Annotated in this window: 27 protein-coding genes; 17 read left to right on the top strand and 10 right to left on the bottom strand. The window is 70.5% G+C overall.

What is annotated here, in order from left to right; genetic code table 11:
• Positions 1-75: 75 nt before the first annotated feature.
• The 6 genes from ACFU5K_RS11505 (at position 76) to ACFU5K_RS11480 (ending at position 5704) form a co-directional block, all read left to right on the top strand.
• Positions 76-1044, top strand: a complete 969-nt coding sequence (locus tag ACFU5K_RS11505; protein WP_384059291.1) for an NADPH:quinone oxidoreductase family protein — start codon at positions 76-78, stop codon at positions 1042-1044.
• The gene (locus ACFU5K_RS11500) at positions 1041-2240 is read left to right on the top strand and encodes an acyl-CoA dehydrogenase family protein (protein WP_384059288.1); all 1200 of its coding nucleotides are present in this window, start codon (positions 1041-1043) and stop codon (positions 2238-2240) included. The genes ACFU5K_RS11505 and ACFU5K_RS11500 overlap by 4 nt, the downstream gene beginning before the upstream one ends.
• Entirely contained in the window at positions 2237-3355 is a 1119-nt protein-coding gene (locus ACFU5K_RS11495) for an acyl-CoA dehydrogenase family protein (protein WP_384059286.1), read from the top strand. The genes ACFU5K_RS11500 and ACFU5K_RS11495 overlap by 4 nt, the downstream gene beginning before the upstream one ends.
• Positions 3356-3574: 219 nt before the next feature.
• Positions 3575-4465 (top strand): phosphatidylinositol-specific phospholipase C/glycerophosphodiester phosphodiesterase family protein, encoded by an 891-nt coding sequence (locus tag ACFU5K_RS11490; RefSeq protein ID WP_384059284.1) that lies wholly within the window; start codon positions 3575-3577, stop codon positions 4463-4465.
• 135 nt (positions 4466-4600) lie between these two features.
• On the top strand, positions 4601-4795 hold the full coding sequence (locus tag ACFU5K_RS11485; RefSeq protein ID WP_384059282.1) for a hypothetical protein: 195 nt from the start codon (positions 4601-4603) through the stop codon (positions 4793-4795).
• Positions 4796-4954: 159 nt separating this feature from the next.
• Positions 4955-5704, top strand: a complete 750-nt coding sequence (locus ACFU5K_RS11480; protein WP_384059280.1) for a hypothetical protein — start codon at positions 4955-4957, stop codon at positions 5702-5704.
• Between the two features lie 206 nt (positions 5705-5910).
• Here the strand turns inward: ACFU5K_RS11480 and ACFU5K_RS11475 are convergent, their stop codons facing one another.
• The 4 genes from ACFU5K_RS11475 to ACFU5K_RS11460 all read right to left on the bottom strand — a co-directional run bounded on the left by ACFU5K_RS11475 (position 5911) and on the right by ACFU5K_RS11460 (position 9133).
• Positions 5911-6426, bottom strand: coding sequence for a DUF2231 domain-containing protein (locus ACFU5K_RS11475; protein WP_384059277.1), 516 nt, complete (start codon positions 6424-6426; stop codon positions 5911-5913).
• Positions 6427-6562: 136 nt separating this feature from the next.
• Positions 6563-7330: an FAD:protein FMN transferase gene (locus tag ACFU5K_RS11470; protein ID WP_384059276.1), complete on the bottom strand. Its 768-nt coding sequence runs from the start codon at positions 7328-7330 to the stop codon at positions 6563-6565.
• Entirely contained in the window at positions 7323-7757 is a 435-nt protein-coding gene (locus ACFU5K_RS11465) for an FMN-binding protein (RefSeq protein WP_384059273.1), read from the bottom strand. The genes ACFU5K_RS11470 and ACFU5K_RS11465 overlap by 8 nt, the downstream gene beginning before the upstream one ends.
• 11 nt (positions 7758-7768) lie before the next feature.
• Positions 7769-9133, bottom strand: a complete 1365-nt coding sequence (locus ACFU5K_RS11460; RefSeq protein WP_384059271.1) for a ferric reductase-like transmembrane domain-containing protein — start codon at positions 9131-9133, stop codon at positions 7769-7771.
• A gap of 173 nt (positions 9134-9306) precedes the next feature.
• Here ACFU5K_RS11460 and ACFU5K_RS11455 point away from each other — a divergent pair, with 173 nt between their 5' ends.
• Positions 9307-10041 carry a response regulator transcription factor gene (locus ACFU5K_RS11455; protein WP_384059270.1) on the top strand — a complete coding sequence of 245 codons (735 nt, stop codon included), beginning with the start codon at positions 9307-9309 and terminating at the stop codon, positions 10039-10041.
• Positions 10038-11462, top strand: a complete 1425-nt coding sequence (locus ACFU5K_RS11450) for a sensor histidine kinase (protein WP_384059267.1) — start codon at positions 10038-10040, stop codon at positions 11460-11462. Before ACFU5K_RS11455 ends, ACFU5K_RS11450 begins: the two co-directional genes overlap by 4 nt.
• 72 nt (positions 11463-11534) lie before the next feature.
• On the opposite strand, the gene ACFU5K_RS11445 is transcribed toward ACFU5K_RS11450, so the two are convergent.
• Positions 11535-11717 (bottom strand): DUF6480 family protein, encoded by a 183-nt coding sequence (locus tag ACFU5K_RS11445; RefSeq protein WP_384059265.1) that lies wholly within the window; start codon positions 11715-11717, stop codon positions 11535-11537.
• A 134-nt stretch (positions 11718-11851) separates the two neighbouring features.
• On the opposite strand from ACFU5K_RS11445, the gene ACFU5K_RS11440 reads away from it, so the two are divergent.
• Positions 11852-13090, top strand: coding sequence for an aromatic acid exporter family protein (locus tag ACFU5K_RS11440; protein ID WP_384059262.1), 1239 nt, complete (start codon positions 11852-11854; stop codon positions 13088-13090).
• A gap of 14 nt (positions 13091-13104) precedes the next feature.
• On the opposite strand, the gene ACFU5K_RS11435 is transcribed toward ACFU5K_RS11440, so the two are convergent.
• From ACFU5K_RS11435 to ACFU5K_RS11415, 5 genes are all read right to left on the bottom strand, one after another.
• Positions 13105-13338, bottom strand: a complete 234-nt coding sequence (locus tag ACFU5K_RS11435) for a CDGSH iron-sulfur domain-containing protein (RefSeq protein ID WP_384059260.1) — start codon at positions 13336-13338, stop codon at positions 13105-13107.
• Complete coding sequence (locus tag ACFU5K_RS11430) at positions 13322-14005, bottom strand: HemK2/MTQ2 family protein methyltransferase (RefSeq protein WP_384059257.1); 684 nt, start codon at positions 14003-14005, stop codon at positions 13322-13324. The genes ACFU5K_RS11435 and ACFU5K_RS11430 overlap by 17 nt, the downstream gene beginning before the upstream one ends.
• A 48-nt stretch (positions 14006-14053) precedes the next feature.
• Positions 14054-15016 carry an iron-containing redox enzyme family protein gene (locus tag ACFU5K_RS11425; RefSeq protein ID WP_384059254.1) on the bottom strand — a complete coding sequence of 321 codons (963 nt, stop codon included), beginning with the start codon at positions 15014-15016 and terminating at the stop codon, positions 14054-14056.
• A gap of 152 nt (positions 15017-15168) precedes the next feature.
• Complete coding sequence (locus tag ACFU5K_RS11420; RefSeq protein WP_384059252.1) at positions 15169-16188, bottom strand: PHP domain-containing protein; 1020 nt, start codon at positions 16186-16188, stop codon at positions 15169-15171.
• Between the two features lie 2 nt (positions 16189-16190).
• Positions 16191-16634 (bottom strand): hypothetical protein, encoded by a 444-nt coding sequence (locus ACFU5K_RS11415; RefSeq protein WP_384059249.1) that lies wholly within the window; start codon positions 16632-16634, stop codon positions 16191-16193.
• A 125-nt stretch (positions 16635-16759) separates the two neighbouring features.
• Between ACFU5K_RS11415 and ACFU5K_RS11410 the strand changes: the two genes are divergently transcribed.
• Genes ACFU5K_RS11410 through ACFU5K_RS11375 form a run of 8 tightly spaced genes read left to right on the top strand, consistent with a single transcriptional unit; the run spans position 16760 to position 21655 of the window.
• Positions 16760-17080: a gas vesicle protein gene (locus ACFU5K_RS11410; RefSeq protein WP_384059246.1), complete on the top strand. Its 321-nt coding sequence runs from the start codon at positions 16760-16762 to the stop codon at positions 17078-17080.
• A gap of 37 nt (positions 17081-17117) precedes the next feature.
• The gene (gene gvpJ / locus ACFU5K_RS11405; protein ID WP_384059243.1) at positions 17118-17564 is read left to right on the top strand and encodes a gas vesicle protein GvpJ; all 447 of its coding nucleotides are present in this window, start codon (positions 17118-17120) and stop codon (positions 17562-17564) included.
• A gap of 3 nt (positions 17565-17567) precedes the next feature.
• Positions 17568-18314, top strand: coding sequence for a GvpL/GvpF family gas vesicle protein (locus ACFU5K_RS11400; RefSeq protein ID WP_384059241.1), 747 nt, complete (start codon positions 17568-17570; stop codon positions 18312-18314).
• Position 18315: 1 nt separating this feature from the next.
• Positions 18316-18570: a gas vesicle protein GvpG gene (locus tag ACFU5K_RS11395; protein WP_384059240.1), complete on the top strand. Its 255-nt coding sequence runs from the start codon at positions 18316-18318 to the stop codon at positions 18568-18570.
• Between the two features lie 7 nt (positions 18571-18577).
• Positions 18578-19393 carry a histone protein gene (locus ACFU5K_RS11390; RefSeq protein WP_384059237.1) on the top strand — a complete coding sequence of 272 codons (816 nt, stop codon included), beginning with the start codon at positions 18578-18580 and terminating at the stop codon, positions 19391-19393.
• Between the two features lie 6 nt (positions 19394-19399).
• Positions 19400-20449: an SRPBCC family protein gene (locus ACFU5K_RS11385; RefSeq protein WP_384059234.1), complete on the top strand. Its 1050-nt coding sequence runs from the start codon at positions 19400-19402 to the stop codon at positions 20447-20449.
• Complete coding sequence (locus ACFU5K_RS11380; RefSeq protein WP_384059233.1) at positions 20446-20784, top strand: gas vesicle protein; 339 nt, start codon at positions 20446-20448, stop codon at positions 20782-20784. The genes ACFU5K_RS11385 and ACFU5K_RS11380 overlap by 4 nt, the downstream gene beginning before the upstream one ends.
• A gap of 19 nt (positions 20785-20803) precedes the next feature.
• On the top strand, positions 20804-21655 hold the full coding sequence (locus ACFU5K_RS11375) for a GvpL/GvpF family gas vesicle protein (RefSeq protein ID WP_384059230.1): 852 nt from the start codon (positions 20804-20806) through the stop codon (positions 21653-21655).
• The last annotated feature ends 1 nt before the right edge of the window (position 21656 follow it).

The following is a 21656-nucleotide window of genomic DNA, read 5'->3' as shown; positions in this document are numbered from 1 at the left end:
GTTCACAGACAGGCAAGCGACCGCTTAGTATGCGCCGGAGCAGTGGTAATGCCGACAGTGTTGTGGAGGCCCCTCATGCAGGCATGGCGAGTGCACCGTAACGGCGAGCCGAGCGAGGTGATGGAGCTCGAGGAGACGGACCGGTCCGTTCCCGGCGACGGCCAGGTGCTGATCGAGGTGCGCGCGGCGAACATCAACTTCCCCGACGCGCTCCTGTGCCGGGGCCAGTACCAGGTGCGGCCCCCGCTGCCCTTCACCCCGGGCGTGGAGGTCTGCGGCGTGACCGGGGACGGCCGCCGGGTGCTCGCCACCCCTGCCCTTCCGCGGGGAGGCTTCGCCGACTACGTGGTCGCGGACGAGACGGCCCTGCTGCCGGCTCCCGACGCCCTCGACGACGCCGAGGCGGCCGCGCTCCACATCGGTTACCAGACGGGCTGGTTCGGACTGCACCGGCGCGCGCACCTGCGGGCCGGTGAGACGCTGCTGGTGCACGCGGCGGCCGGCGGTGTCGGCAGCGCGGCCGTCCAGCTGGGCAAGGCGGCCGGAGCCACCGTCATCGGAGTGGTCGGCGGGCCCGAGAAGGCCGCCATCGCCCGCGAACTGGGCTGCGACCTGGTCATCGACCGCAGGAGCGAGGACATCGTCGCCGCGGTGAAGGAGGCCACGGGCGGCCGAGGCGCGGACGTGGTCTACGACCCGGTCGGCGGGGACGCCTACGCCAAGTCCGTCAAGTGCATCGCCTTCGAGGGCCGCGTCGTCGTCGTCGGCTTCGCGAGCGGCTCCATCCCCGCGCCCGGCCTCAACCACGCCCTGGTGAAGAACTACTCGATCGTCGGCCTTCACTGGGGCCTGTACAACACCAAGGACCCCGCCGCGGTCCGCGCCTGCCACGACGAGCTGACCAAGCTCGCCGAACAGGGCGCCGTCAAGCCGCTGATCAGCGAACGCGTCCCCATGGCCGACGCGGCGCGAGCGGTCCAGCGGGTCGCGGACGGCACCAGCACCGGTCGCATCGTCGTCATGCCGGCAGGGGGAACCCGATGAGCGGCACCGTCGACGCGGCACAGATCCGCCGGCTCACCCGGGAACTGCTGGCGGCCCACCCGCCGGCGACAACCGGCCGCACCCAGTTCCTCGAGGCGCGCTTCGACGCCGGCCTGGCATGGGTGCACTACCCCGAGGGCCTCGGTGGGCTCGACGCGCCGCGCTCACTACAGCCCGTCGTGGACACCGAACTCGCCGCCGCCGGGGCCCCCGACAACGATCCGCGCCGCATCGGCATCGGACTGGGCATGGCGGCCCCGACGCTCCTCGGCTTCGGCACCGACGAGCAGAAGATGCGCTTCCTTCGCCCGCTGTGGGTCGGCGAGGAGGTGTGGTGCCAGCTCTTCAGCGAGCCCGGCGCGGGCTCGGACCTCGCCGCGCTCGCCACCCGGGCGGTCCGCGCCGAGGACGGGACCGGGGACTGGATCGTCGACGGGCAGAAGGTCTGGACCTCCAGTGCCCACGTCGCCCGATGGGCGATCCTGATCGCCCGCACCGACCCCGACGTCCCGAAGCACCGGGGCATCAGCTACTTCGTCTGCGACATGACCGACCCGAGTGTCGAGGTCCGTCCACTGCGCCAGATCACCGGCGAGGCCGAATTCAACGAGGTTTTCCTCACCGGCGTACGCATCCCGGACAACAGGCGGCTCGGCCCGGTCGGTGACGGCTGGAAGGTCGCGCAGACCACCCTGATGAACGAGCGCGTATCGATCGGCGGAGCCCGCATTCCCCGCGAGGGCGGCATGATCGGCACCGTCGCCAGGACCTGGCGCGAACAGCCCGGGCTGCGCACCCACGACCTCCACCAGCGCATGCTCACCCTGTGGGTCGAGGCGGAGGTGGCCCGGCTCACCGGCGAGCGGCTGCGCCAGCAGCTCGTCGCCGGACAGCCCGGCCCCGAGGGCTCGGGCATGAAGCTCGCGTTCGCCCGCCTCAACCAGGAGATCAGCGGGCTGGAGGTCGAACTCCTGGGTGACGAAGGCCTGTTGTACGGCGACTGGACCATGCGGCGCCCCGAGCTCGTCGATTTCACCGGACGCGACGCCGGATACCGCTACCTGCGGTCGAAGGGCAACTCCATCGAAGGCGGCACGAGCGAGGTCCTTCTCAACATCGTCGCCGAACGCGTGCTCGGCCTTCCCGCCGAGCCGCGAAACGACAAGGACGCAGCCTGGAAGGATCTCGCCCGATGACCGCACAGACCGAAGCCCACGCGCCGGACCTGCTCTACTCGGAGACCGAGGAGGACCTGCGGTCGGCGGTCCGCTCGCTGCTCGCGGACCGGGCAGACGCGCCGAAGGTGATCGCCTCGATCGAGTCCGACACGCCTTACGACCAGCGGCTGTGGGATTCCCTGGCCTCCGGGATCGGAGCAGCGGGGCTGCTGGTGCCCGAGAAGCTGGGCGGGCAGGGCGCCGGCCACCGCGAGGCTGCCGTGGTCATCGAGGAGCTCGGCCGGAGTGTCGTACCGGCCCCCTATCTGACCAGTGCCGTCGTCGCCACGGAGGTGCTCCTCACGCTTGTCGACGACGACGGGCCGGCTGGTCGGCTTGTCGCGGAACTCGCGGCCGGACACAAGGTCGCCGTTCTCGCCCTGCCGTTCGCCACGGCGCCGGCCGACGGCGCAGCCGCGGTGACGGGCACGCTCGACCGGACCGTGACCGGTGTGGCCGACGCGGTGGCCGCCGACGTACTGCTGGTGCCCACCGGTGAGGGTCTGTACGCCGTGGAGACCGCCGGCGACGGTGTCGCCGTCCAGCCGCTCGTCCCCCTCGACCTGACCCGCCCGCTTGCCACGGTCACCCTGAGCGGGGCCACCGGGACACGCCTCGCGGAGTCCGGACCCGCTGCCGCGGCCGTGACGAGGGGGCTGCTGGCCGGCGCGGGCCTGCTCGCGTCCGAGCAGCTCGGCCTTGCCGAGTGGTGCCTGACGGAAACGGTCCGCTACACCCGGGAGCGCCATCAGTTCAACAGGCCGGTCGGTTCGTTCCAGTCGCTGAAGCACCGGATGGCCCAGCTCTGGCTGGAGGTCGTCTCAGCGCGGGCAGCCGCCCGCAACGCCGCCGACGCCCTGGCCGCCGGAAGCTCCGACGCCCCGCTCGCCGTGGCCGTGGCGCAGGCGTACTGCTCGAAGGTCGCCGTGCACGCCGCGGAGGAGTGCGTGCAACTTCACGGCGGGATCGGGATGACGTGGGAGCATCCCGCGCACCTGTATCTGAAGCGGGCCAAGGCCGACTCCGTCGCGTACGGCACGGCGGGGCGCCATCGTGACGCCGTCGGCGAGCTGGTGGACCTTCCGGCACCGTAGGCGTGCCCGGGCGGGGAGGCGCGGCATGCGTTTTCCCGCCCGGCCGTGACCGGGCGGGGAGGGCGCCGTGGAACCGGGCGGGCACTGGGGTACCGGCAGGCGCATCGCAGTCGACGGGCGGACGACGGCCTGCCCAACTCTTGGCAGGTACCTGCCTTTCGGGGCGCCGGCGCGACCATAATCGTCGCGCCCCCGCCCCACCGTTTCAGGGAGACCCCCATGGCACACCTGACCCGTCGAAGCGTCGTCACCACCGCTCTCGCCACCGCGGCCGCCGGCGTGTTCATCCCCGCCCAGACGGCAGCCGCGGCTCCCGCGGCGCAGGCCCGGCCCCGCGGCCCCCGCCCGCTCGCCCGGGCCCATGCGCACAACGACTACCTGCATCCGCGTCCACTCCACGACGCGCTCGCGCACGGATTCACCAGCGTCGAGGCGGACGTCTTCCTCGTCGACGGCGAGCTGCTCGTCGCCCACGAGGCCGGAAGCCTCGACCCCACGCGCACCCTGACCGGTCTCTATCTCGACCCCCTGGCGGCCCGGGTCCGGGCGAATCACGGATCCGTCCACGTCGGTCACCGTGATCCGCTGCAGCTCCTGATCGACATCAAGACCGACGGTGCCGCCACCTACCTGGCGCTCGACCGCGAGCTCCGGCGCTACCGCCACATCCTCAGCCACTACGTCCACGGGCAGGTCAGGGCGGGGGCCGTCACCCCCGTCGTCTCGGGCGACCGCGCCGCCCGTGTCCCCATGGAGGCACAGACCACCCGGTACGCCTTCTACGACGGCAGGCCCGAGGATCTCGGCACCCCGGCTCCCGCGTCCTTCGTCCCGCTGATCAGCGGGAACTGGACCCAGAGCTTCAGCTGGCTGGGGACGGGGCCCTTCCCCGCCGCCGAACGCGACAGGCTTCGCAGATTCGTCTCGGCTGCCCATGCCGCCGGTCAGCGGGTCCGCTTCTGGGGTACCCCCGACGTCCCGGGTCCGGAGCGTGACGCCGTCTGGACGGAACTCGTCGCCGCGGACGTTGACCACCTCAACAGCGACGACCTGGCAGGACTCGATGCCTTCCTCCGCCGACGGGGAGGCAACGGCCGCCGGAGCGGCTGACCGGCCTCGGCCGCGGCCCCGGTCACCGTGCGTCAACACCCGTTCGGCGGACACGCCGGTCCGCCGAACGGCCCCTGCCCTGAGCCACACTGGCCGCCGAATGCCGCAACTGCGGCGCGGCGGAGGAGGTTGGCCATGGCCATTTCGATCTCACTGGTACTGCTCATGCTGATCCTCGCGGTGATCTTCCTGCGCAACGGCGGACTCAAGGTGTCGCACGCGATCGTCTGCGGCCTGCTCGGGTTCTTCCTCGCCGGTACGAGCATGGCCCCCACCATCCACGAGGGGATCAGTGCCACCGCGAACGTGGTCGGCGGTCTGAGGCCCTGACCCTCGCGTCCTCCCGGTGCGGGACAATGGCGTTCCGATCGGGACGGAGCGCGACGCGGGATCCGTACGGGGCGATACCGTCGTCCCCAGGGCGCCTGCGTGCTTCGTCGGCATGGCTTGGACCCGACCGCTCCACGCCACGTACTGGAGAACGCCGCAATGTCATTCCCGCCCCCCGGACGGCACTCGGGCGCCGCCCACCACGAGTACTGCAACAACGTCCTGTGCTGCCGCTGCCAGCAGCGGCAGTGGACGACGAAGCTCGGCGACGAGCGGCTCTGCGGGCCCTGCGCCGCCTGCTGCCGTGACTGCGGGCGGGCGCCGGCGCCGCACCTGGACGGGCTCGACGACGGGCTCTGCGCGGAATGCCGTGGCCGGTGCGGCCGGTGCCAGCGGACGCTGCCTGCCGAGGGACCCTGCACCTGCCGGAGGTGGCGCGAGCGGGCGGCCGGCGACCCGGTCGCCTACATCCTCCAGGCGCTTCCGCAACCGCTGGTCCAGGCCCTCGGCCACCGTCATCCCCGTACCGTCCACGACCTGATCCACCAGGAGCTCGCCCGGCGCACCCCCGACCAGCTTCTGGAGCGGCTCGAGCGCCGGTGGAACGTCCGCTGGTCCCATTCCCTGCACGAGAAGGACGAGGACGGGCGACGCCGCTGGGCGCCGCAGGAGATCGCCGAGGCCCTAGTGGGTCCGAGCCGCTGTACGAACCCGCAGTGTGAGGACGGCTACCTGATCACGACGGACACGCCGTGCGACCGGTGCCTGCGGCCCACCCACCGGTTCGTCACGTCGGTCGCCGACCGTACGGCCACCTCCGAGCACGCGCGAGCGACTGCCGCGCAGATCCGGCGTGCCCTCGTCGAGGGCCGTTCCACCAAGCCGGGCAAGCGGCGGCCGAAGGGCTGACCCGGCCGGGGGGTGGGCACGCGCGGCACGGCCGGCGGCTCCGGGTCAGTTGGCCACGTGGCTTGCGGTGTGATCACAAGATGGCGTGAGTACGGCCCGGCCCTTCTGCCTGCCGTGCTCGATGCCCAGCGGGCAGAGGGGCCGGAGGTCGTGTGACGGTCAACGGACGCGGCCTGTGGGACGGGGTGCGTCACGGCGAGTGCCGGTCAGCCGCGACCGGGGTGGGCGCTGGCGGAGTAGGCATCGTTCCAGGCGGCTTTGGCGCCTGAGTCGCCGATTCGGTAGACCTGCACGCAGGCACCCACGCCGATGATGAGGGACAGCACAGCGGCGGCGAGGCGGAGCGGCGTGCCCACCGTGCTGACGGATCGCCCCGCCTCGGGGGTGCGGTGAGCGGCGCGGCGGTAGAGCCACCACACCGCCGCGGACACCAGGAAGAGCCCGATGACCCAGGGGAGCAGTCCGTCCCCGAGTTCGGCGTGCCTGCGGACCAGGGGATCGCTGTCTATGTGCCCTTCCAGCCACTCGCCGGCTTCGGTCGTCAGCGGCACGCTGATCAGGGACACCAGGGCGAGGGCCGGCAGGGCGAGGCCGAACCGGCGCATGACGGAGGGAAAGGCGGCACACAGGATCAGGGCAAGCGCAGTAAGGGGTACCAGGATCACGACGACGTGCACGAACAGGACGTGTGCGGGGATGCCGTTGATCAGGTCGAGTCCCACAGAGGGCTCCTTCGGAAGGTGATGTTCCATGCTGGACGGGGAGGAGCCGGGCTTCTGCGACGGCTCCGGTGGTGTAGCCACGGCGCGACGCGGAGGCGCCCGTTCCCTGCGCGCGGGAATGGTGCTGTGGGGCACCTCATGACCCATAGCGGCTGAATCCTGGAGTTCGCCATTCCTGGCCGTCGGGCAGAACCGCGAGCGCTTCGTAGCCGTCCAGTGCCTCCACCCAGCCCTGTGCCCCGTTGCCTCGGGCGAACGCGGCGGTGGCGTAGGTGTCGGTCAGCGTCAGGCGGGGTCCGACGAGGGTGAGGGAGGCGAACGTGTCGGCCGGTCTGCCGGTGTGCGGGTCGACGATGTGATGGCCGCGTTCGGAGGTGCCGGAGGTGGCGACGGCCAGGTCATGGCCGGCGGTGATGAGAGTGGCCAGTTCACGGGGGCGCAGCGGGTGGGCGATGCCGATGCGCCACGCGGTGCCCGGGCCCGCCTGGCCGCGCAGCCGCAGGTCACCTCCGCCGTTGACGCACGTGTGGTGCGCGCCCGCGGCGTAGAGGATCTGCGATGCCGCTTCGGTGGCCCAGCCTTTGACGAGCCCCGAGGGGTCGAGGTTTCCCGCGGGGGTGATGCTGAACCAGCCGTCGCTGGCGTGGGTGGCCTGTGCGCACAGGGACAGGACTTCGTGGACTTCGGGCGGGCAGTCGGCCAGTCGGATCTCGCCGCGGTCGAGGCGGCTGATGTGGCTGTCGGGCCGGTAGGTGGAGAACACGGCATCGACCTGGTGGAGGTGGTGCACGGCCTCGGCGAGGGCCTGGCGGATGGCGGTGGTGGGCCTGTCGCGGATGTCGAAGGAGAAGACGGTGCCCATGACGTGCTCGACGTGGCGCAGCCCGGTCGCGGTGTCAGACATGGGCCTGGTCCAGTGCGCTCTGGAGGGACTGGACGTAACCCTGGCTGGTGTAGCTGGCACCGGAGACGGCGTCGATGTGCGCGCTCTGGGCCCCGAGCGCTTCCTGGGTGAGGCGGGGCAGGGCGTAGGAGGCGATCTGCCGGTCGCGACCGTTCTGGTCCGGGGCCCGGAGGACCTTGACCGCGGTGATCTTTCCCTTGGTGAGGGTGGCGGCGACCTGCACGGCTCCGTACGGGGTGTCGATGGGATCCCCGGTGAATGTGCCCGTCCCGGCAGATGTGCCCTGCGAGGTGTCTGCAGGAGTGTGCGAGGTCGTGGGGGAACGGGGAGCCGCCCCGGCCGGCATGGGGAGTTGGTGGGGTTTGAGAGCGAGCAGGGCGATGATCAGCGCGCTGATCCCGGTGGTGGCGAGGGCGGCTCGGCGCATGGCGGTTCTCCTCAGAACGCGAAGGACTCGTGGTGGATGCGCCGGGCCGGTACCCCGGCCTCGCGCAGGGCCCCGATCGCGGCCTCGGTCATGCCGGGCGGGCCGCAGAGGTAGACGTCGTGCGCGGCCAGATCCGGGACCAGGTTGCTCAGGGCCCCAGCGGTGAGGGGGCGGGAGTATCCGGCCGGTTCGTCGACGATGTAGTGCACGGTGGCCCGTCGGCGGACGGCTATCGCGTCGAGTTCACCGCGCAGGGCGAGGTCGGCGGTGCGGCGGGCCCGGTAGACGAGTGTGACCTGGCCCGGCAGCGTCTCGAAGAGCGTACGCAGGGGGGTGATGCCGACCCCGCCGGCCAGGAGCAGGACCTTCGGGACTGTGCGGCGGTTCGCGGTGAAGGCACCGTAGGGTCCCTCGGCCCACACCCGGGTGCCGGGCCTCAAGCGGGCGAGGGCGGCGCTGTGCCCGCCGGCGGTCTTCACCGTGATCCGCAGGTGACCGGGGTGGGCGGGTGCGGAGAGGGAGTAGGGGTTCGCGGTCCACCACAGTCCGCGGGTCAGGAAACGCCAGCGCAGGAACTGCCCCGGCTCGCCCCCGAGGTCGTCGAGGTGCCGGCCGGTGAGGTGGACGGAGACCACGCCCGGTGCTTCGGGGAGGACCGCGGCCACGCGCAGGCGGTGGCGCAGCCCACGCCGGACGGGGACGGCGAAGCGGTACCAGGCGAGCAGGGCCGCGACGCCGAGGAACAGCGTGTACCAGGCCGCCTGTGCGAGGCGGTTGCCGACGAAGTCGGCTCCGTTGGAGAGCTGGTGGCCGAAGGTGAGAAAGACCGCCAGGTAGGTCGCGAAGTGCAGGTAGTGCCACGTCTCGTAACTCATCCTGCGGCGGGCGGCTCGGGCGGACACGATCCCCGTGGCCACGAACAGCAGGAATCCGGCCGTGCCCTTGAGCAGGTCGGGGTAGTGAAGGACGAGTGTGGACGTCTGGCTGACCACGTTCGTGTGGCTGGCCAGTGAGTAGCCCCAGATGATCAGCAGGGTGTGTGCGAGGGCGAGGGAGACGGTGCAGCGGCCTCCCCAGGCGTGCCAGCGGGCGAGCCGGTCGGTGCCGATGGTGTGGTCGAGAAGTGGCATACGGGCCATGAGCGCCAGCAGTACCGCGCAGGCGTATCCGGCCAGGAGGCCGGTGATACGTCCCGCGCCGGTCAGCCACGCCGCCGGGCCGGCCACCGAGGTCGTGTCGCTCCACCACAGAGCCAGCACCCCCGCGACGCCGCCCCAGATGACCAGCGGCACCAGGAACGGGACAAGGCTGCGGCGCGGGCGCCGGTGGCGCAGCCCGCGGCGGGCATAATTTGTGGAACTGAACATGGTGGTCATCGGGCTCCTCCGGATATGACGCACGCTCCGGCGATGGGTAGCCAGCCTCACAGCCCAACCTCTGTGTACCTTCTGAAACGGCGCGGTGGATCGCTCTCAGCTCTGGTTCAGAGGAAACTCAGAGGCACGCCTCACCCCTGACGCGGCCCGCGCCGGGGGATGCTGAAGGAATCATGGACGAGCCGCGTACGCCACCGCTTCTGCACCGCCCGGACGGAGACCCGGTACGGATCCTCGTCGTCGACGACGAACCCGACGTCACCGATGTCCTGGCCGGGGTCATGGCCGGCGAGGGCTGGCAGGTGCGCACCGCGGGCGACGGTGCGACCGCGCTGGCGTCGGCCCGTGATTTCCGGCCCGACGCGGTGGTACTGGACTGGATGCTGCCCGACCTGGACGGCCTGGAGGTCCTGCGGGCCCTCAGACGGGAGATGCCCCGGGTGTGCGTACTGTTCCTGACCGCCCGCGACGCGGTCGAGGACCGCATCGCCGGGATCACCGCGGGCGGCGACGACTACGTCACCAAGCCCTACAGCCTGGAGGAAGTCCTGGCCCGGCTGCGAGGGCTGATGCGGCGGGCCGGAATGACCGCCGGGCCGGGCACGGACCGGCTCACCGTCGGAGACCTCACCATGGACGAGGAAGCCCGGGAGGTCCGGCGCGGCGGGGCCGACGTCGAGCTGTCCCGCACCGAGTTCGAACTCCTGCGCTTCCTCATGCGCAATCCGCGCCGGGTCCTGTCCAAGGCCCAGATCCTCGACCGGGTCTGGGCCTACGACTTCGGCGGCCGCGCCCACATCGTCGAGCTCTACATCAGCTACCTGCGCAAGAAGATCGACGTCGGCCGCACCCCGATGATCCACACCGTGCGCGGCGTCGGCTACGTCCTCAAGCCGGAAGCCTCGTGAGGCGCCTGCGACTCCGGACGCTGCGCGGCCAGCTCACCGCCGGACTCGTCGTCCTGCTCGCCCTCGCCTGTCTCGCCGTCGGGATCACCACCTCCCTTGCTCTGCGCGGCTTCCTGATGGGGCGCCTGGACCAGCAGCTCTCCGCGTCCGGCGGCCGGTTCGCAGCCAGCCTGGAACACGAGACCGAACGCGACGCCGACAACAGCGCCGACACCAGGGGCCAGGCCGAGGCGACCTTCGGCGCCCGACTCCTGGACGGCAACGTCACCCAGACTGCCGTCGTCGACGACGCCACCGACCGTCCCCTCCAGCTCACCCCTGAAGACCGCCAAACCCTGGCGGGAATCCCTGTGGGCGGAGGTGGGTACAGCATCCGCCTCTCCGCTCTGGGGAAGTACCGCGTCACGGCTGTCCGGGGCGACGACCAGGACACACTGATCACGGGATTGCCCCTGCACCCCGTGGAAGAGACCGTCCACCGCCTCGAAGCGGCCGAAGCGGTGCTGTTCGGAGCCGCGCTCATGGCGACCGGCATCGCCGGAGCCGTGTGGGTGCGGATCTCCCTGCGTCCTCTTCAGAAGGTCACGGCCCGAGCGGCGGAGGTCGCCAGGCTGCCGCTCGCCAGCGGCGAGATCGCCATGCCCGGTCCCCTCTCCGACACCGACCCCCGCACGGAGGTCGGCCAGGTCGCCACGGCCCTCAACCACATGCTCGGCCACGTCGAAGACGCCCTCACCCGCCGACAGGCCAGCGAGGAACGTCTGCGGCACTTCGCCGCCGACGCCAGCCACGAACTGCGCACTCCCGTCGCCAACATCCGTGGCCACGCCGAACTCGCCCTGCGGCACCACAGACCCGTCCCCGCCGAAGTCCGCCACGCCCTGGAACGCATCGACAGTGAGTCCGTGCGCATGACCCGCCTCGTCGATGACCTGCTGCTTCTCGCGCGTCTGGACGCCGGACGGCCCCTCGAACACGAGCCGGTCGACCTTACCCTGCTGATCCTGAACGCGACGGACGACGCCCGCGCCGCCGGCCCCGGCCACCACTGGCTCCTGGACCTCCCCGAAGAACCGGTCACCGTCACGGGCGACGCCCACCGTCTCCAGCAGGCGATCGGCAATCTCCTCGCCAACGCCCGAACCCATACGCCGACCGGCACCGACGTGACCATTACCCTCACGAAGGAACGGACCACCGTCCTGGTGGACGTGAGTGACAACGGCCCCGGCATTCCCGAGGAACTCCAACCCGAAGTCTTCGGCCGTTTCGTCCGCGCGGACCACGCCCGCTCCCGCAGCACGGGAAGCACCGGCCTGGGCCTTGCCATCGTCCACGCCGTCATCGCCGCCCACGGCGGAACCGCCACCGTCACCAGCCGCCCCGGACACACCACCTTCCGCCTCGCACTCCCCGGCTGAACCGTTCGGCCTGTCCACCTCCGACAGCAGGCTCTCCAGGCCCGGTGCTGCCGCAAGACCGGACGCGAGACGTCACGCGAACCCGAAGATGCGGGCGATGAAGTATCCGGCGAAGACGATCGAGCCCAGCACCACCACCGCCGCCCAGAACAGGGGGTGCTCCCAGATGCCCCCGTCCGGGCGCTCGACGTGTGCCTCGCTTATGCAGCCCTCGGCGGGAGGAGTCTCCCCGGGCGGCGTGAGTGAAATAGCCATGCCTCCACCATCCTCCCGTCGGGCCCGGAGCGCGCGGCGCGCGGCCGCAGCCGATGGGCGCACGCGTGCGTCCGTACGGAGTCCGGCTGGGCCCATAAGCGCTGCGGAGGCCCGGATCGGGGCACCGTCAAGGAATGCCTGCCGTTTCCACGCCCGCGCCCGTCGTCAAACTCGTCCAGCGGACCACCGAGCCGGCCGCGACACAGACGCTGCGGTCGACGGCGGCGGCCGTCATCGCCTTCGCGGCGGCCGAGTGGCTCCTGCCCGACCCTCACCCCTCGCCCCTCACGGCACCCCTCACCGCCCTCCTCGTGGTGCAGGTGACGCTCTACGCCACGCTCACCACAGGGATCCGGCGTGTGAACGCAGTCGTCGTCGGGGTGCTGATCGCCAGCGCGTTCAGCTCCCTCGTCGGCCTGAGCTGGTGGAGTCTCGGGCTGACCATCTTCAGCGCCCTGCTGATCGGTCGGCTCGTACGGGTCGACGAGTTCGTACCCGAGGTGGCGATCAGCGCGATGCTGGTCCTCGGCGTCGCGCAGGTCGCCTACACCGCCTGGGAGAGGGTGCTGGAAACACTGATCGGCGCCGGTGTCGGCCTGCTCTTCAACCTCCTTTTCGCGCCACCGGTCTGGGTCGAGTCCGCGGGCGCGTCCATCAGCGGCCTGGGGAACCGCATAGGGAGCATGTTCCGGACCCTGGGCGATGAGGTCTGCGGCAACATCCCCGTCCGCGAAGCCGCCGCGCGCCTGCACGAGGCCCGCCGGCTGGACCACGACATCGTGGAGGTCGACGCGTCCCTGCGGCGGGCCGAGGACAGCCTGACGCTCAACCCCCGGGTCCGGCAGGGGCTGCTCTACCGCGTCGTGCTGCGCACCGGTCTCGACACGCTGGAGATCTGCGCCGTGGTCCTCCGCGTCCTGACCCGTACCCTGACGGACCTGGCCAAGGCCCGCACGGACGAGTCGCTCTTCCCCGAGGACGTGGCAGCGTGCCTCAGAGAACTCTTCACGCACATGTCCGATGCCATCGAGGGCTTCGCGGATCTGATCACGACGTCGATCGCCGAGAGCGGCGAAGAAGCCGAGGAACGCCTGGCCGACGCGCTCGCCCGCAGCCGCAGAGCGCGCGACCGGGTGGCTGACCTCCTGCTCGAGGACGTACAGGAGTACCCCCGGCAGTGGCAGCTGCACGGCGCGCTGCTGGCCGAGGTCGACCGCATCCTCGACGAACTCGACATCGACAAGCGGACGGAGCGCCTGGCCGAGGAACTGGACCGGCGATCCGCGGAGATGCACGAACACCACCGGCGGCTGCGAGCGGTCTCCCGGCGGCTGCGCGGGGCCACCCCGGCGCGGATCCGGCCCGGTCAATGATCCGATGAGTCCGGTCAGTCCGCCGGGTCAACGGCCGGCCGGCCCTCCGCCGGTCTGGTGCGACGCCGGTGGCTGGTGTCGCACCAGGGGTACATCCGGCTCCGCCGGCAGATGCAGATCGCCACGACGAAACGGTCCGAGACGGCGACCGAGCCGTCCGCACACGTGACCTCGACGGGCCCCTCCACCAGCAGGGGCCCGTCGTCCTCCAGAGAGACCTGCCGCGGGTGTTCAGGGCTGCTCGGCACGGATGACCACCAGTTCCTCAGTCATGTCGCCGTCGCCCATCAGACCCGTCCGGCGCAGCCACCGCAGCCGGGACTTAAGGACGCGCCCGAGAGGTACGTGGGCGCGGTCGCTGACGTGGGCCCGCAGCCCGGCGTCCTGCAGTCGGCGCACAGTGGTGTCGCTGTCGCAGAGCCCGGAGTGCACCATCAGGAGCCTGCCACCGGGGCGCAGCGCGGCGGGAGCCGCGGCACAGACCCGGTCCAGGATCGCCCGGCCGTCCCGGCCCGCGTCCCAGGCGCGAGCCGCACTGTGGCCGGAAGGCGGGCCGACGGGGGACGGCACATAGGGCGGGTTGCAGATCACGAGGTCGTAGGAGCGGCCCGGCAGTGCCGAGAGGAGATCGCTGCGCTGCACCGTGATGCGGTGGCGCCGCACGAGCGCGTTCAGCCTGGCCGTCATCACCGACCGCCATGCGATGTCCACGGCCGTCACCCGCGCACCGAGCTGCGCCGCGTGCAGAGCGAGCGCACCGCTGCCCGTTCCGAGATCCAGTACCTCGGCGCCGGCATGTATCTCCTCCCGGTCGAGTGCCGCGACGAGCAGACGTGTGTCGTGCTGCGGCGCGTACACGCCCGGAAGTGTCATCAATCGGACGGAACGGGTGGCCTCGGCCGTGTCTGCGGACATCTGTGACTCCCTTCACTGCTGCGTCGTGCGGGGGATACGGAACGCGGGTCAGGCCTGCCAGTCGGCCAGCAGCCGTTCTCCGAGCCGGTCCTCGAGGAACGAGGTGGCGGTGATGCCGAAGGCGATGTCGGGCGCCAGGCCCGGTTCGTCCGCGAGCAGGCCGCCGATGACGTCGCGGCGTACCACCTGCTCGTGGACCGCGTCGGCCTCGACGTGCTCGGTGTAGAAGAACTCCGCCGCGGGTCCGGCGCCCGTGCGCTTCATCGCGTGGGCGAGGCGCCGCGACGCGGGGGAGGAGGTGATCTCGACGGCGGCGAAATGCCCTACGAGTGCCCCGCGCAGCCGACGGTGCAGGCCGAAAAGGGACATCATGTTGACCAGGGCCAGCATGGGAGCGCGGCCCTCGTCCAGGTAGCCGCCGTACGCGGTGTCGAGATCCAGGTCCTCCATCAGATCGGCGAACAGCCTGGCGTGGACGCGATCCGCCCGGCCGCCCCCGAACTCGTCGTACTCGATGGCCGCCATGCCCGCCTTCGCCCGCCCCGAGAGCCTCGGCAGGACCCAGGCGTGCGGGTCGGCTTCCTTGAGGTGGTAGAGGGACCGCTGGATGGCGTAGTCGCGCAGGTGACGCAGCTCGCCCCGGTCCTGGAGGAACCAGGAGACGCCGCTCCCGCGCACCGGTTCCTCGAGAAGCCCGTCCAGCAGGTCGTCCAGAACCGCCGCTTCCGTTGCGTCGCGCCTCAGCGCAGTCAGGAAGCGGTCCTCGAGCGCGGCACGCACCGCGAGCAGCGGCGGATCCCACTCCAGCTCAGGGCGCACGCCATGAAACCCCCGGTAGTGAAGCTCGTAACAGACGTAGAGGGCGAGCTGAAGATCGTCACCGTAGGGATCGGCATCCCCGGCCCGGGCCGGATCCGGCAGTGGGCCGCCGTCGCGCAGACAGCGGATCAACCCCTCGGAGAGAGGGCCTCGGCTGCGCGGAAGTGAAGGGCCTGTGCGGATACCTGACATGGGTTTCCTCCTGCCCACTCATGCCCCGGAGTCACACGGACGACCGAGATCGACTGTACGCCGAACGGCGGTGACCGGCCCGTCCTGACCGTCGCACCCGGACCGGCCGCTCAGCGGGGCACGCGAGCCCCCGACGCCACCGGTCAGGGGTCTCAGCCGCTCGGCCCGCCCCTCGTCCAGTCCAGCAGGCGTTCGACGGACCAGGTGGTGACCACCCGCTCGGCCGGCACCTCGCACTCCTCCGCGCGCGCACAGCCGTAGGGCTGCCAGTCGAGCTGCCCCGGGGCATGGGCGTCGGTATCGATCGAGAAGAGGGCTCCCGAGGCGACCGCCTTCCGGAGCAGGCGGCGCGGCGGGTCGAGCCGCTCAGGGCGGCAGTTGATCTCCACCGCCGTCCCCGCCTCAGCACATGCGCCGAACACACGATCGGCGTCGAACTCGGACTCGGGCCGTTTCTTCCCACCGAGGAGCCGTCCTGTGCAATGACCCAGGATGTCCGCGTGCGGATTGCGTACGGCCGTGAGCATCCGTTCCGTCATCGCCGCGGTGTCCATCCGCAGCTTGGAATGCACCGAGACGACCACCACGTTCAGACGCTCCAGCACCTCAGGGTCCTGATCGAGTGAGCCGTCGGCGAGGATGTCGCACTCGATACCGGTGAGCAGACGGAAGGGCGCCCACTGCTCGTTGAGCTCCGCCACGACCGACAGCTGTCGCAGGAGCCGCTCGGTCGACAGCCCGTTGGCCACGGTCAGCCGGGGTGAGTGGTCCGTGAGTACGGCCCACTCGTGGCCCAGCTCCATCGCGGTACGCCCCATGTCAGCGACGGGGCTGCCACCGTCGGACCAGTCGGAGTGCAGATGGCAGTCACCCCGGATCGCGGAGAGGAGACGCTCGCCGCCGGACACCAGCGGTCCCGACGCCTCGTGCTCCAGCCGCTCGAGATACCGGGGTGTCGCCCCGTCCAGTGCCTCCCTGATCACCTGGGCCGTTTTCGGGCCGATGCCGCGGACGGCCTCCAGCGATCCGTGCGCCGCTCGCTCCGCAACCCCCTCCCCGCCCAGCGTGCCGACGGCGTCCGCCGCCGTGCGGAAGGCCTTCACCCGGTAGGTAGACGCCTGCGACCGCTCCAGCAGGAACGCGATCCGCCGCAGGGCCTCTTCAGGATCCACGGTCAGGGCCTCTCGGTGTGGTGTGGGTGCCCGTGGGTGCGGCGGGCCTCCTTCATCTCGGCCTCGTAGAGGTGGCGCCGCCCTCCGGCGAGCTCGTCGCGCACCTGCTTCTCGACCTCGACGAACGGCCGGTAGTAGGTGTCGTCATAGGCCTCGACCACTTGGAAGGTCCAGCGACCGGGAAGAACGTTGCGGCCCAGGATCTCCCGCTCCACCAGATCGGCCTGTTCCGTGTGGCCACCCATTCGGAGCAGCTCCACCGCCCGGTCCAGTGTCAGGTCCGCACCGCCTGTGAGCTGGTGGAAGTCGTACAGGCGGCCTCGGGCGCGCTCCACCGTCTCCAACGCCTCCGACAACGCTCCCAGCGCCTCGACCGCGTTGTCGCCGACCCCGCGCGGCCGTACGTGCTCTTCGTCGTGCCCGGTCGGCTCAGAGGTGTCACCCATGACTACGACTCTGCACGCCCCACCGGTGCCGCGTCCCGCCGGGACGCCGAAAGGGTGAGTGCCCGCGCGCGCCTGCCCCCGGACGTCGAGATGCGGTGTATCCGATCCTGATCAGACTGGATCCCATGGCAGAGAACCGGCGCGCCCACTCCGGGAGCACAGCGAAAACGGCAGCCCCCCGCACTTCGTCCCGGCGAGGTCCCGAACACGCCGCCCGTGCCGCGTGCGAGAGCTTGGAACGGCTGATCTCCCACACCGCCGAGGGCGTCTCGGCCGTACGCAGGAACGACGACGGATGGTGCGTGGTCGTCGACGTGCTCGAAGTACCCCGCATCCCGGACACGACGAGCCTGCTGGCCTCCTACGAGGTGCAGATCGACGAACGGGGCGAGCTCATGGAATACACCAGGGTCCGCCGCTACAGGCGGGGCTCCGCGGACGAGTGACCCGTTTCGTTTCGCCCATCACCCGGAAGGACGCCACATGACCACCATGTACGCCGACGAAGTAGCCGTGTGCCCGCCGAGGGCCGGCACCCTCTACGACGTACTCGAACTCATCCTTGACCGCGGCATGGTCATCGACGTGTTCATCAGGGTGTCGCTGGTCGGCATCGAGATCCTCAAGATAGACGCGCGCATCGTGATCGCGAGCGTGGACACCTACCTGCGCTTCGCCGAGGCGTGCAACCGGCTCGACCTGGAGCGTGACTCGGGCAGCACCACCATCCCCGAACTGCTCGGTGGAGGCGTGGCCAAGTCCGTCGGCAAGCGCAAGGTGCGCAAGGCCGCGGAATCCGTGGGCGACTCCGTGCGCAAGGCGGTGGGGAGCGGTGACGACGATGACGACGACACGCAGGAGGAGCGTCCGAGGAAGCGCCGGGCACCCGCACGCGACAGTTCGAGCCGACGCCGGCGTGCGGAGGCGTGAGTTGTGACCCCCAGCGGCGTCTACGTATACGCGATCATCCCCGCGAAAGCGGCGCTCCCGCCCGGTGCGGCCGGCGTGGGCGGCCCACCGGCGCCGCTGCGGCTGGTCGGAGAGGGGAAGGTCCGAGCCGTCGTCAGCGATGCGCCACCCCAACTACGAGCGCGCAGAAGAGATCTGATGGCACACCAGGAACTTCTCCTGCGGCTCTCCGACGACGGCCCGGTCCTGCCCATGCGGTTCGGGGTGATCGCGCCGGACGAGGACTCCCTGCGGAACTCGCTGGGCGGCTCGCAGGCGGAGCACCTGGCGACGCTCGCGCATCTCGCCGGTGGGGTCGAGTTCAACCTCAAGGCGCTGCCCGCGCAGGACGCCCTGGCCGCGGTCGTGGCCGAGGAGAGGACCGTCCGGCGACTGCGTGAGGAGGTCCGCAGGCGCCCTGGGTACGAGGCGAGCGTCCGGCTGGGTGAGGCGGTGGCCACCGCTCTGTCACGCAGGGCCTCCGAGGCGGGGACGAAACTGGTGCGCGAGCTCACCCCCATGGCCCGTGCGGTGGCCCCCGCCCCGGAGGTTCACGGGTGCGTCCTGAACGTGTCCTTCCTCGTGGACCGGAGCTACAGCGACACCTTCGGGGCTACCGTGCGGCGTTTCGCGGACGCACACCGTGAGCGTGTCGACCTTCGGGTCGCGGGGCCTCTGCCCTGCTACAGCTTCGTCCCTTCCCGTGCGTCACGGTCCTCGGCGGGGGTCTGACATGGGACTCGTCTCCGGACTCCTGCTGCTGCCGCTGGCACCGGTCCGCGGTGTGGTCTGGGTCGCCGAGAAGGTGAACGAAGCAGCCGACCGCGAGTTGCACGACCCGGGCGTCATCCGGGCGCAACTTGCTGCTCTGAACGATGAGTTGGAGGACGGCGGTATCAGCCTGGAGGAGTTCGAACGGGAAGAGGAGAAGCTGCTCGACCGGCTTCACGCCGCACGAGCCCGCTCCGCGCCGAACCATCGAAGGTGACTTAACCATGGAAGACCAGACGAAGGCGACACTCGCGGCAGCCCTGGTGGGCGGTTACGTACTCGGTCGAACCAAGAAGGGCCGGCTCGCGCTCTCCATCGCGACCTACCTGGCAGGCAGGCGCTTCGGCCTGGAGCCGCGCCAGCTCGCCGCGGAGGGCTTGCGCAGGCTGAGCGAGGTGCCACAGTTCGCCGAGCTCCAGGAACAGTTGCGCGGCGACGTGCTCGAGTCCGGCAAGAAGGCGCTCACAGCAGCAGCGGACCGGGGCATGAACTCCCTGGCCGATGCCCTCAGCGACCGGACGGCGCGGCTCGGGGAGCGGGGCGACGACGAAGGCGAGGGTGAAGAAGGCGAGGAGCCCGAGGACGAGGAGTACGACGAGGAAGAGGGCGAGCCCGAGGAGGAGGGCGAGTACGAGGAGGAAGAGGAGCCCGAGGAAGAGGAAGAGGAGCCCGAAGAGGAGGAGCCCGAAGAGGAAGAAGAAGAGGAGGAGGAGCCCGAGGACGAGGAGCCGGAGGAGCAGGAGGCGCCGGCACCGAGCAGCCGCCGGGGGAGCGGCAGGAAGGCGGCTGCCAAGAAGTCCGCCCCCGCGAAGAAGGCCCCACCTGCGAACAAGGCACCCGCCAAGAAGGCCGCGCCCGCCAAGAAGGCCACCGGCAAGAAGGCACCCGCCAAGAAGGCCACCGGCAAGAAGGCACCTGCGAAGAAGGCACCTGCGAAGAAGGCACCCGCCAAGAAGGCTGCAGCAAGCAAGAAGACCACCACAGCCAAGAAGACATCGTCATCGAAGCGAGCCGCGTCCCGCGGCGGACGGCGGAGGTAGGCAGCCATGGCCAGGACGGACAAGGAAGAGCCCGAGGCGGAAGAGTCGGGCATGGACCGCCTCCGCGGGGAGTTCACGAACTTCCTCGGCGCCCAGACCGAGAAACTGGCGCAGAAGGCGGGCGACAAGCTGACCGGCCTCACGGGCCAGCTCACCGACATGGCCGAGAACGGCGGGTCCCTGCCGTCGGTCGCCTCCCGCGTCCTCAAGGGCGAATCACCGGTGAAGGCATTCGTCGCCGACAAGGCCGGGAGCGTCAAGGACAACGTCGTGGGCAAGGCGAAGGACGCGTTCGGTGGGGGCAAGGGCAAGAGCCAGTCCGGCAGCGGTAAATCCATGAACATCGTCGAGTTCCTCGACGTCGGCGTGCCCCTGCGAACCGCTTACGACCACTGGACGCGTTACGACAAGTTCGGCAGCTTCACCAAGGGCGTTCAGTCGGTCTCGATGGACGAGGAGATGGAGAGCGACTGGAAGGTCAAGATCGGCCCCTCCTCGCGCAGCTTCAAGGCGACGGTCCAGGAACAGGTGCCCGACGAGCGCATCGTGTGGACCTCTGAGGGGTCCAAGGGCTCCACGCGCGGCTGCGTGAGCTTCCACGAACTCGCACCGAGCCTGACCCGGATCGTCCTGGTGATTGAGTACTACCCCTCCGGATTCTTCGAGAAGACGGGCAACCTGTGGCGTGTGCAGGGCCGTCGGATGCGACTCGACTTCAAGCACTTCCAGCGGTTCGTGACGCTCACCGACGAAGAGCCCGAGGGCTGGCGCGGTGAGATCCGCGAAGGCGAGGTTGTGCAGTCGCACGAAGAGGCCATGGAGGAGGAAGAGTCGGAGAACGAGGACACAGAGTCCGACGACTCCGATGAGGAGGGCGCGGAGTACGAGGACGAGGAGGAGCCCGGGGAGGAGGACGACGACTCGGACTACGAGGACGAGGATGAGCCCGAGGGCGAAGAGGACGATGACGAAGAGGAGGAGCCCGAAGAGGAGCCCGAGGAGGAGGAAGAGGACAGCGCTCCCAGGAAGCGGCGCGGACGGAGGGCGTCGCGGTGACCGATCTCGATATCGGGCGGGATGCCTACGCCATCCCGGGGCCTCCGAACACCAATCTCGCCGACATCCTCGAACGGGTCCTCGACAAAGGCATCGTCATCGCCGGCGACATCAAGATCGACCTTCTGGACATCGAGCTGCTCACCATCCGGCTCCGCCTTTTCGTCGCTTCCGTGGACACCGCGAAGAAGGCGGGAATCGACTGGTGGGAGACGGATCCGGCGCTGAGTTCGCGCGCCGCCCGCAACTCTCTCGAAGACGAGAACCGTGAATTGCGCGATCGGCTGGAAGCTCTCGAATCGAAGAAGGACGAGATTCCGGCCGCCGGCCGATGAGCAAGGAGAAGAGAGCCACATGACGGACCGGGGTCCCGAACCCACTGACGACAGCCGGACTTCGGACGACGCCGAAGCTCCGGACGACAGCGCTCTCTACGTATTCGCGGTGTGCTGCTCCCCGGCCACGGGCGTTCTCGCCGGCCTGCAGGGTGTCGCCGGGGGCGGGCCTCTGCGTCAGATGCCCTTCGGCGAGCTCACCGCGGTCGTCCAGACCGTCCGGGCCGCCGACTTCACCGACGAGGTGTGGCAGGCCCGAATGTCCGACCGTGCCGAACTCGAAGAGTACGCGCGCGCTCATCACCAGGTGGTTTCGGCAGCCGCCGCGTCGTGTCCGACCGTTCCGCTTCCGCTGGCCACCCTGTACCACGACGAGGAACGGGCCCGACAAGCCCTGGTAGCCGAGACCCCTCGCTTCCGCACCGCCCTAGAACGCACGACCGGCCGCTCCGAATGGGGTGTGAAGGTCTACGCGGCCGTTCTGCCGGCAGCAGCCGCGGATGCCGCTCCGCGAAGCGCGGCGGTTCCCGCAGAGCGGAGCCGCCCGGCGCCCGGGGCCGGCCTCGCCTATCTGGAACGCAAGCGCGGCCTGCAGGTAGAGCGCGAACAGCGCTACGAGGAATCCCTCCGCCTCGCCGAGTCGGTGGACGCCGCGTTCCACGGCGTCGCCGCCGCGGGGCGTCGGCTGAGGCTGCACGGTCCGGAACTCGCGGAGGACGGCCGGGTCCAGGTCCTCAACGCCACCTACCTGGTCGAGGAGGACCGGATCACCGAGCTCGACCGGCTCACCCGGGCGTTGCGAGACACGACCGGTGCCCGGATCGAGGTCACGGGACCGTGGGTGCCGTACTCCTTCGTCGGTGAGGTGTAGG

This window comes from Streptomyces sp. NPDC057428 (genome assembly GCF_042803195.1).
Lineage (GTDB): Bacteria > Actinomycetota > Actinomycetes > Streptomycetales > Streptomycetaceae > Streptomyces.
The sequence above is the reverse complement of the archived record's forward strand: the minus strand, read 5'-3'. Positions and strand labels throughout refer to the sequence as shown.

Excerpts from the sequence above, each read along its gene's own strand:
- ACFU5K_RS11470 (WP_384059276.1), bottom strand. The coding sequence starts at position 7,330 with ATGTCTGACACCGCGACCGGGCTGCGCCACGTCGAGCACGTCATGGGC.
- gvpJ (WP_384059243.1), top strand. The coding sequence starts at position 17,118 with ATGACCACCATGTACGCCGACGAAGTAGCCGTGTGCCCGCCGAGGGCC.
- ACFU5K_RS11505 (WP_384059291.1), top strand. The coding sequence starts at position 76 with ATGCAGGCATGGCGAGTGCACCGTAACGGCGAGCCGAGCGAGGTGATG.
- ACFU5K_RS11445 (WP_384059265.1), bottom strand. The coding sequence starts at position 11,717 with ATGGCTATTTCACTCACGCCGCCCGGGGAGACTCCTCCCGCCGAGGGC.
- ACFU5K_RS11465 (WP_384059273.1), bottom strand. The coding sequence starts at position 7,757 with ATGCGCCGAGCCGCCCTCGCCACCACCGGGATCAGCGCGCTGATCATC.
- ACFU5K_RS11460 (WP_384059271.1), bottom strand. The coding sequence starts at position 9,133 with ATGACCACCATGTTCAGTTCCACAAATTATGCCCGCCGCGGGCTGCGC.
- ACFU5K_RS11455 (WP_384059270.1), top strand. The coding sequence starts at position 9,307 with ATGGACGAGCCGCGTACGCCACCGCTTCTGCACCGCCCGGACGGAGAC.
- ACFU5K_RS11500 (WP_384059288.1), top strand. The coding sequence starts at position 1,041 with ATGAGCGGCACCGTCGACGCGGCACAGATCCGCCGGCTCACCCGGGAA.
- ACFU5K_RS11440 (WP_384059262.1), top strand. The coding sequence starts at position 11,852 with ATGCCTGCCGTTTCCACGCCCGCGCCCGTCGTCAAACTCGTCCAGCGG.
- ACFU5K_RS11390 (WP_384059237.1), top strand. The coding sequence starts at position 18,578 with ATGGAAGACCAGACGAAGGCGACACTCGCGGCAGCCCTGGTGGGCGGT.
- ACFU5K_RS11480 (WP_384059280.1), top strand. The coding sequence starts at position 4,955 with ATGTCATTCCCGCCCCCCGGACGGCACTCGGGCGCCGCCCACCACGAG.
- ACFU5K_RS11385 (WP_384059234.1), top strand. The coding sequence starts at position 19,400 with ATGGCCAGGACGGACAAGGAAGAGCCCGAGGCGGAAGAGTCGGGCATG.
- ACFU5K_RS11495 (WP_384059286.1), top strand. The coding sequence starts at position 2,237 with ATGACCGCACAGACCGAAGCCCACGCGCCGGACCTGCTCTACTCGGAG.
- ACFU5K_RS11415 (WP_384059249.1), bottom strand. The coding sequence starts at position 16,634 with ATGGGTGACACCTCTGAGCCGACCGGGCACGACGAAGAGCACGTACGG.
- ACFU5K_RS11395 (WP_384059240.1), top strand. The coding sequence starts at position 18,316 with ATGGGACTCGTCTCCGGACTCCTGCTGCTGCCGCTGGCACCGGTCCGC.
- ACFU5K_RS11375 (WP_384059230.1), top strand. The coding sequence starts at position 20,804 with ATGACGGACCGGGGTCCCGAACCCACTGACGACAGCCGGACTTCGGAC.
- ACFU5K_RS11410 (WP_384059246.1), top strand. The coding sequence starts at position 16,760 with ATGGCAGAGAACCGGCGCGCCCACTCCGGGAGCACAGCGAAAACGGCA.
- ACFU5K_RS11490 (WP_384059284.1), top strand. The coding sequence starts at position 3,575 with ATGGCACACCTGACCCGTCGAAGCGTCGTCACCACCGCTCTCGCCACC.
- ACFU5K_RS11425 (WP_384059254.1), bottom strand. The coding sequence starts at position 15,016 with ATGTCAGGTATCCGCACAGGCCCTTCACTTCCGCGCAGCCGAGGCCCT.
- ACFU5K_RS11485 (WP_384059282.1), top strand. The coding sequence starts at position 4,601 with ATGGCCATTTCGATCTCACTGGTACTGCTCATGCTGATCCTCGCGGTG.
- ACFU5K_RS11430 (WP_384059257.1), bottom strand. The coding sequence starts at position 14,005 with ATGTCCGCAGACACGGCCGAGGCCACCCGTTCCGTCCGATTGATGACA.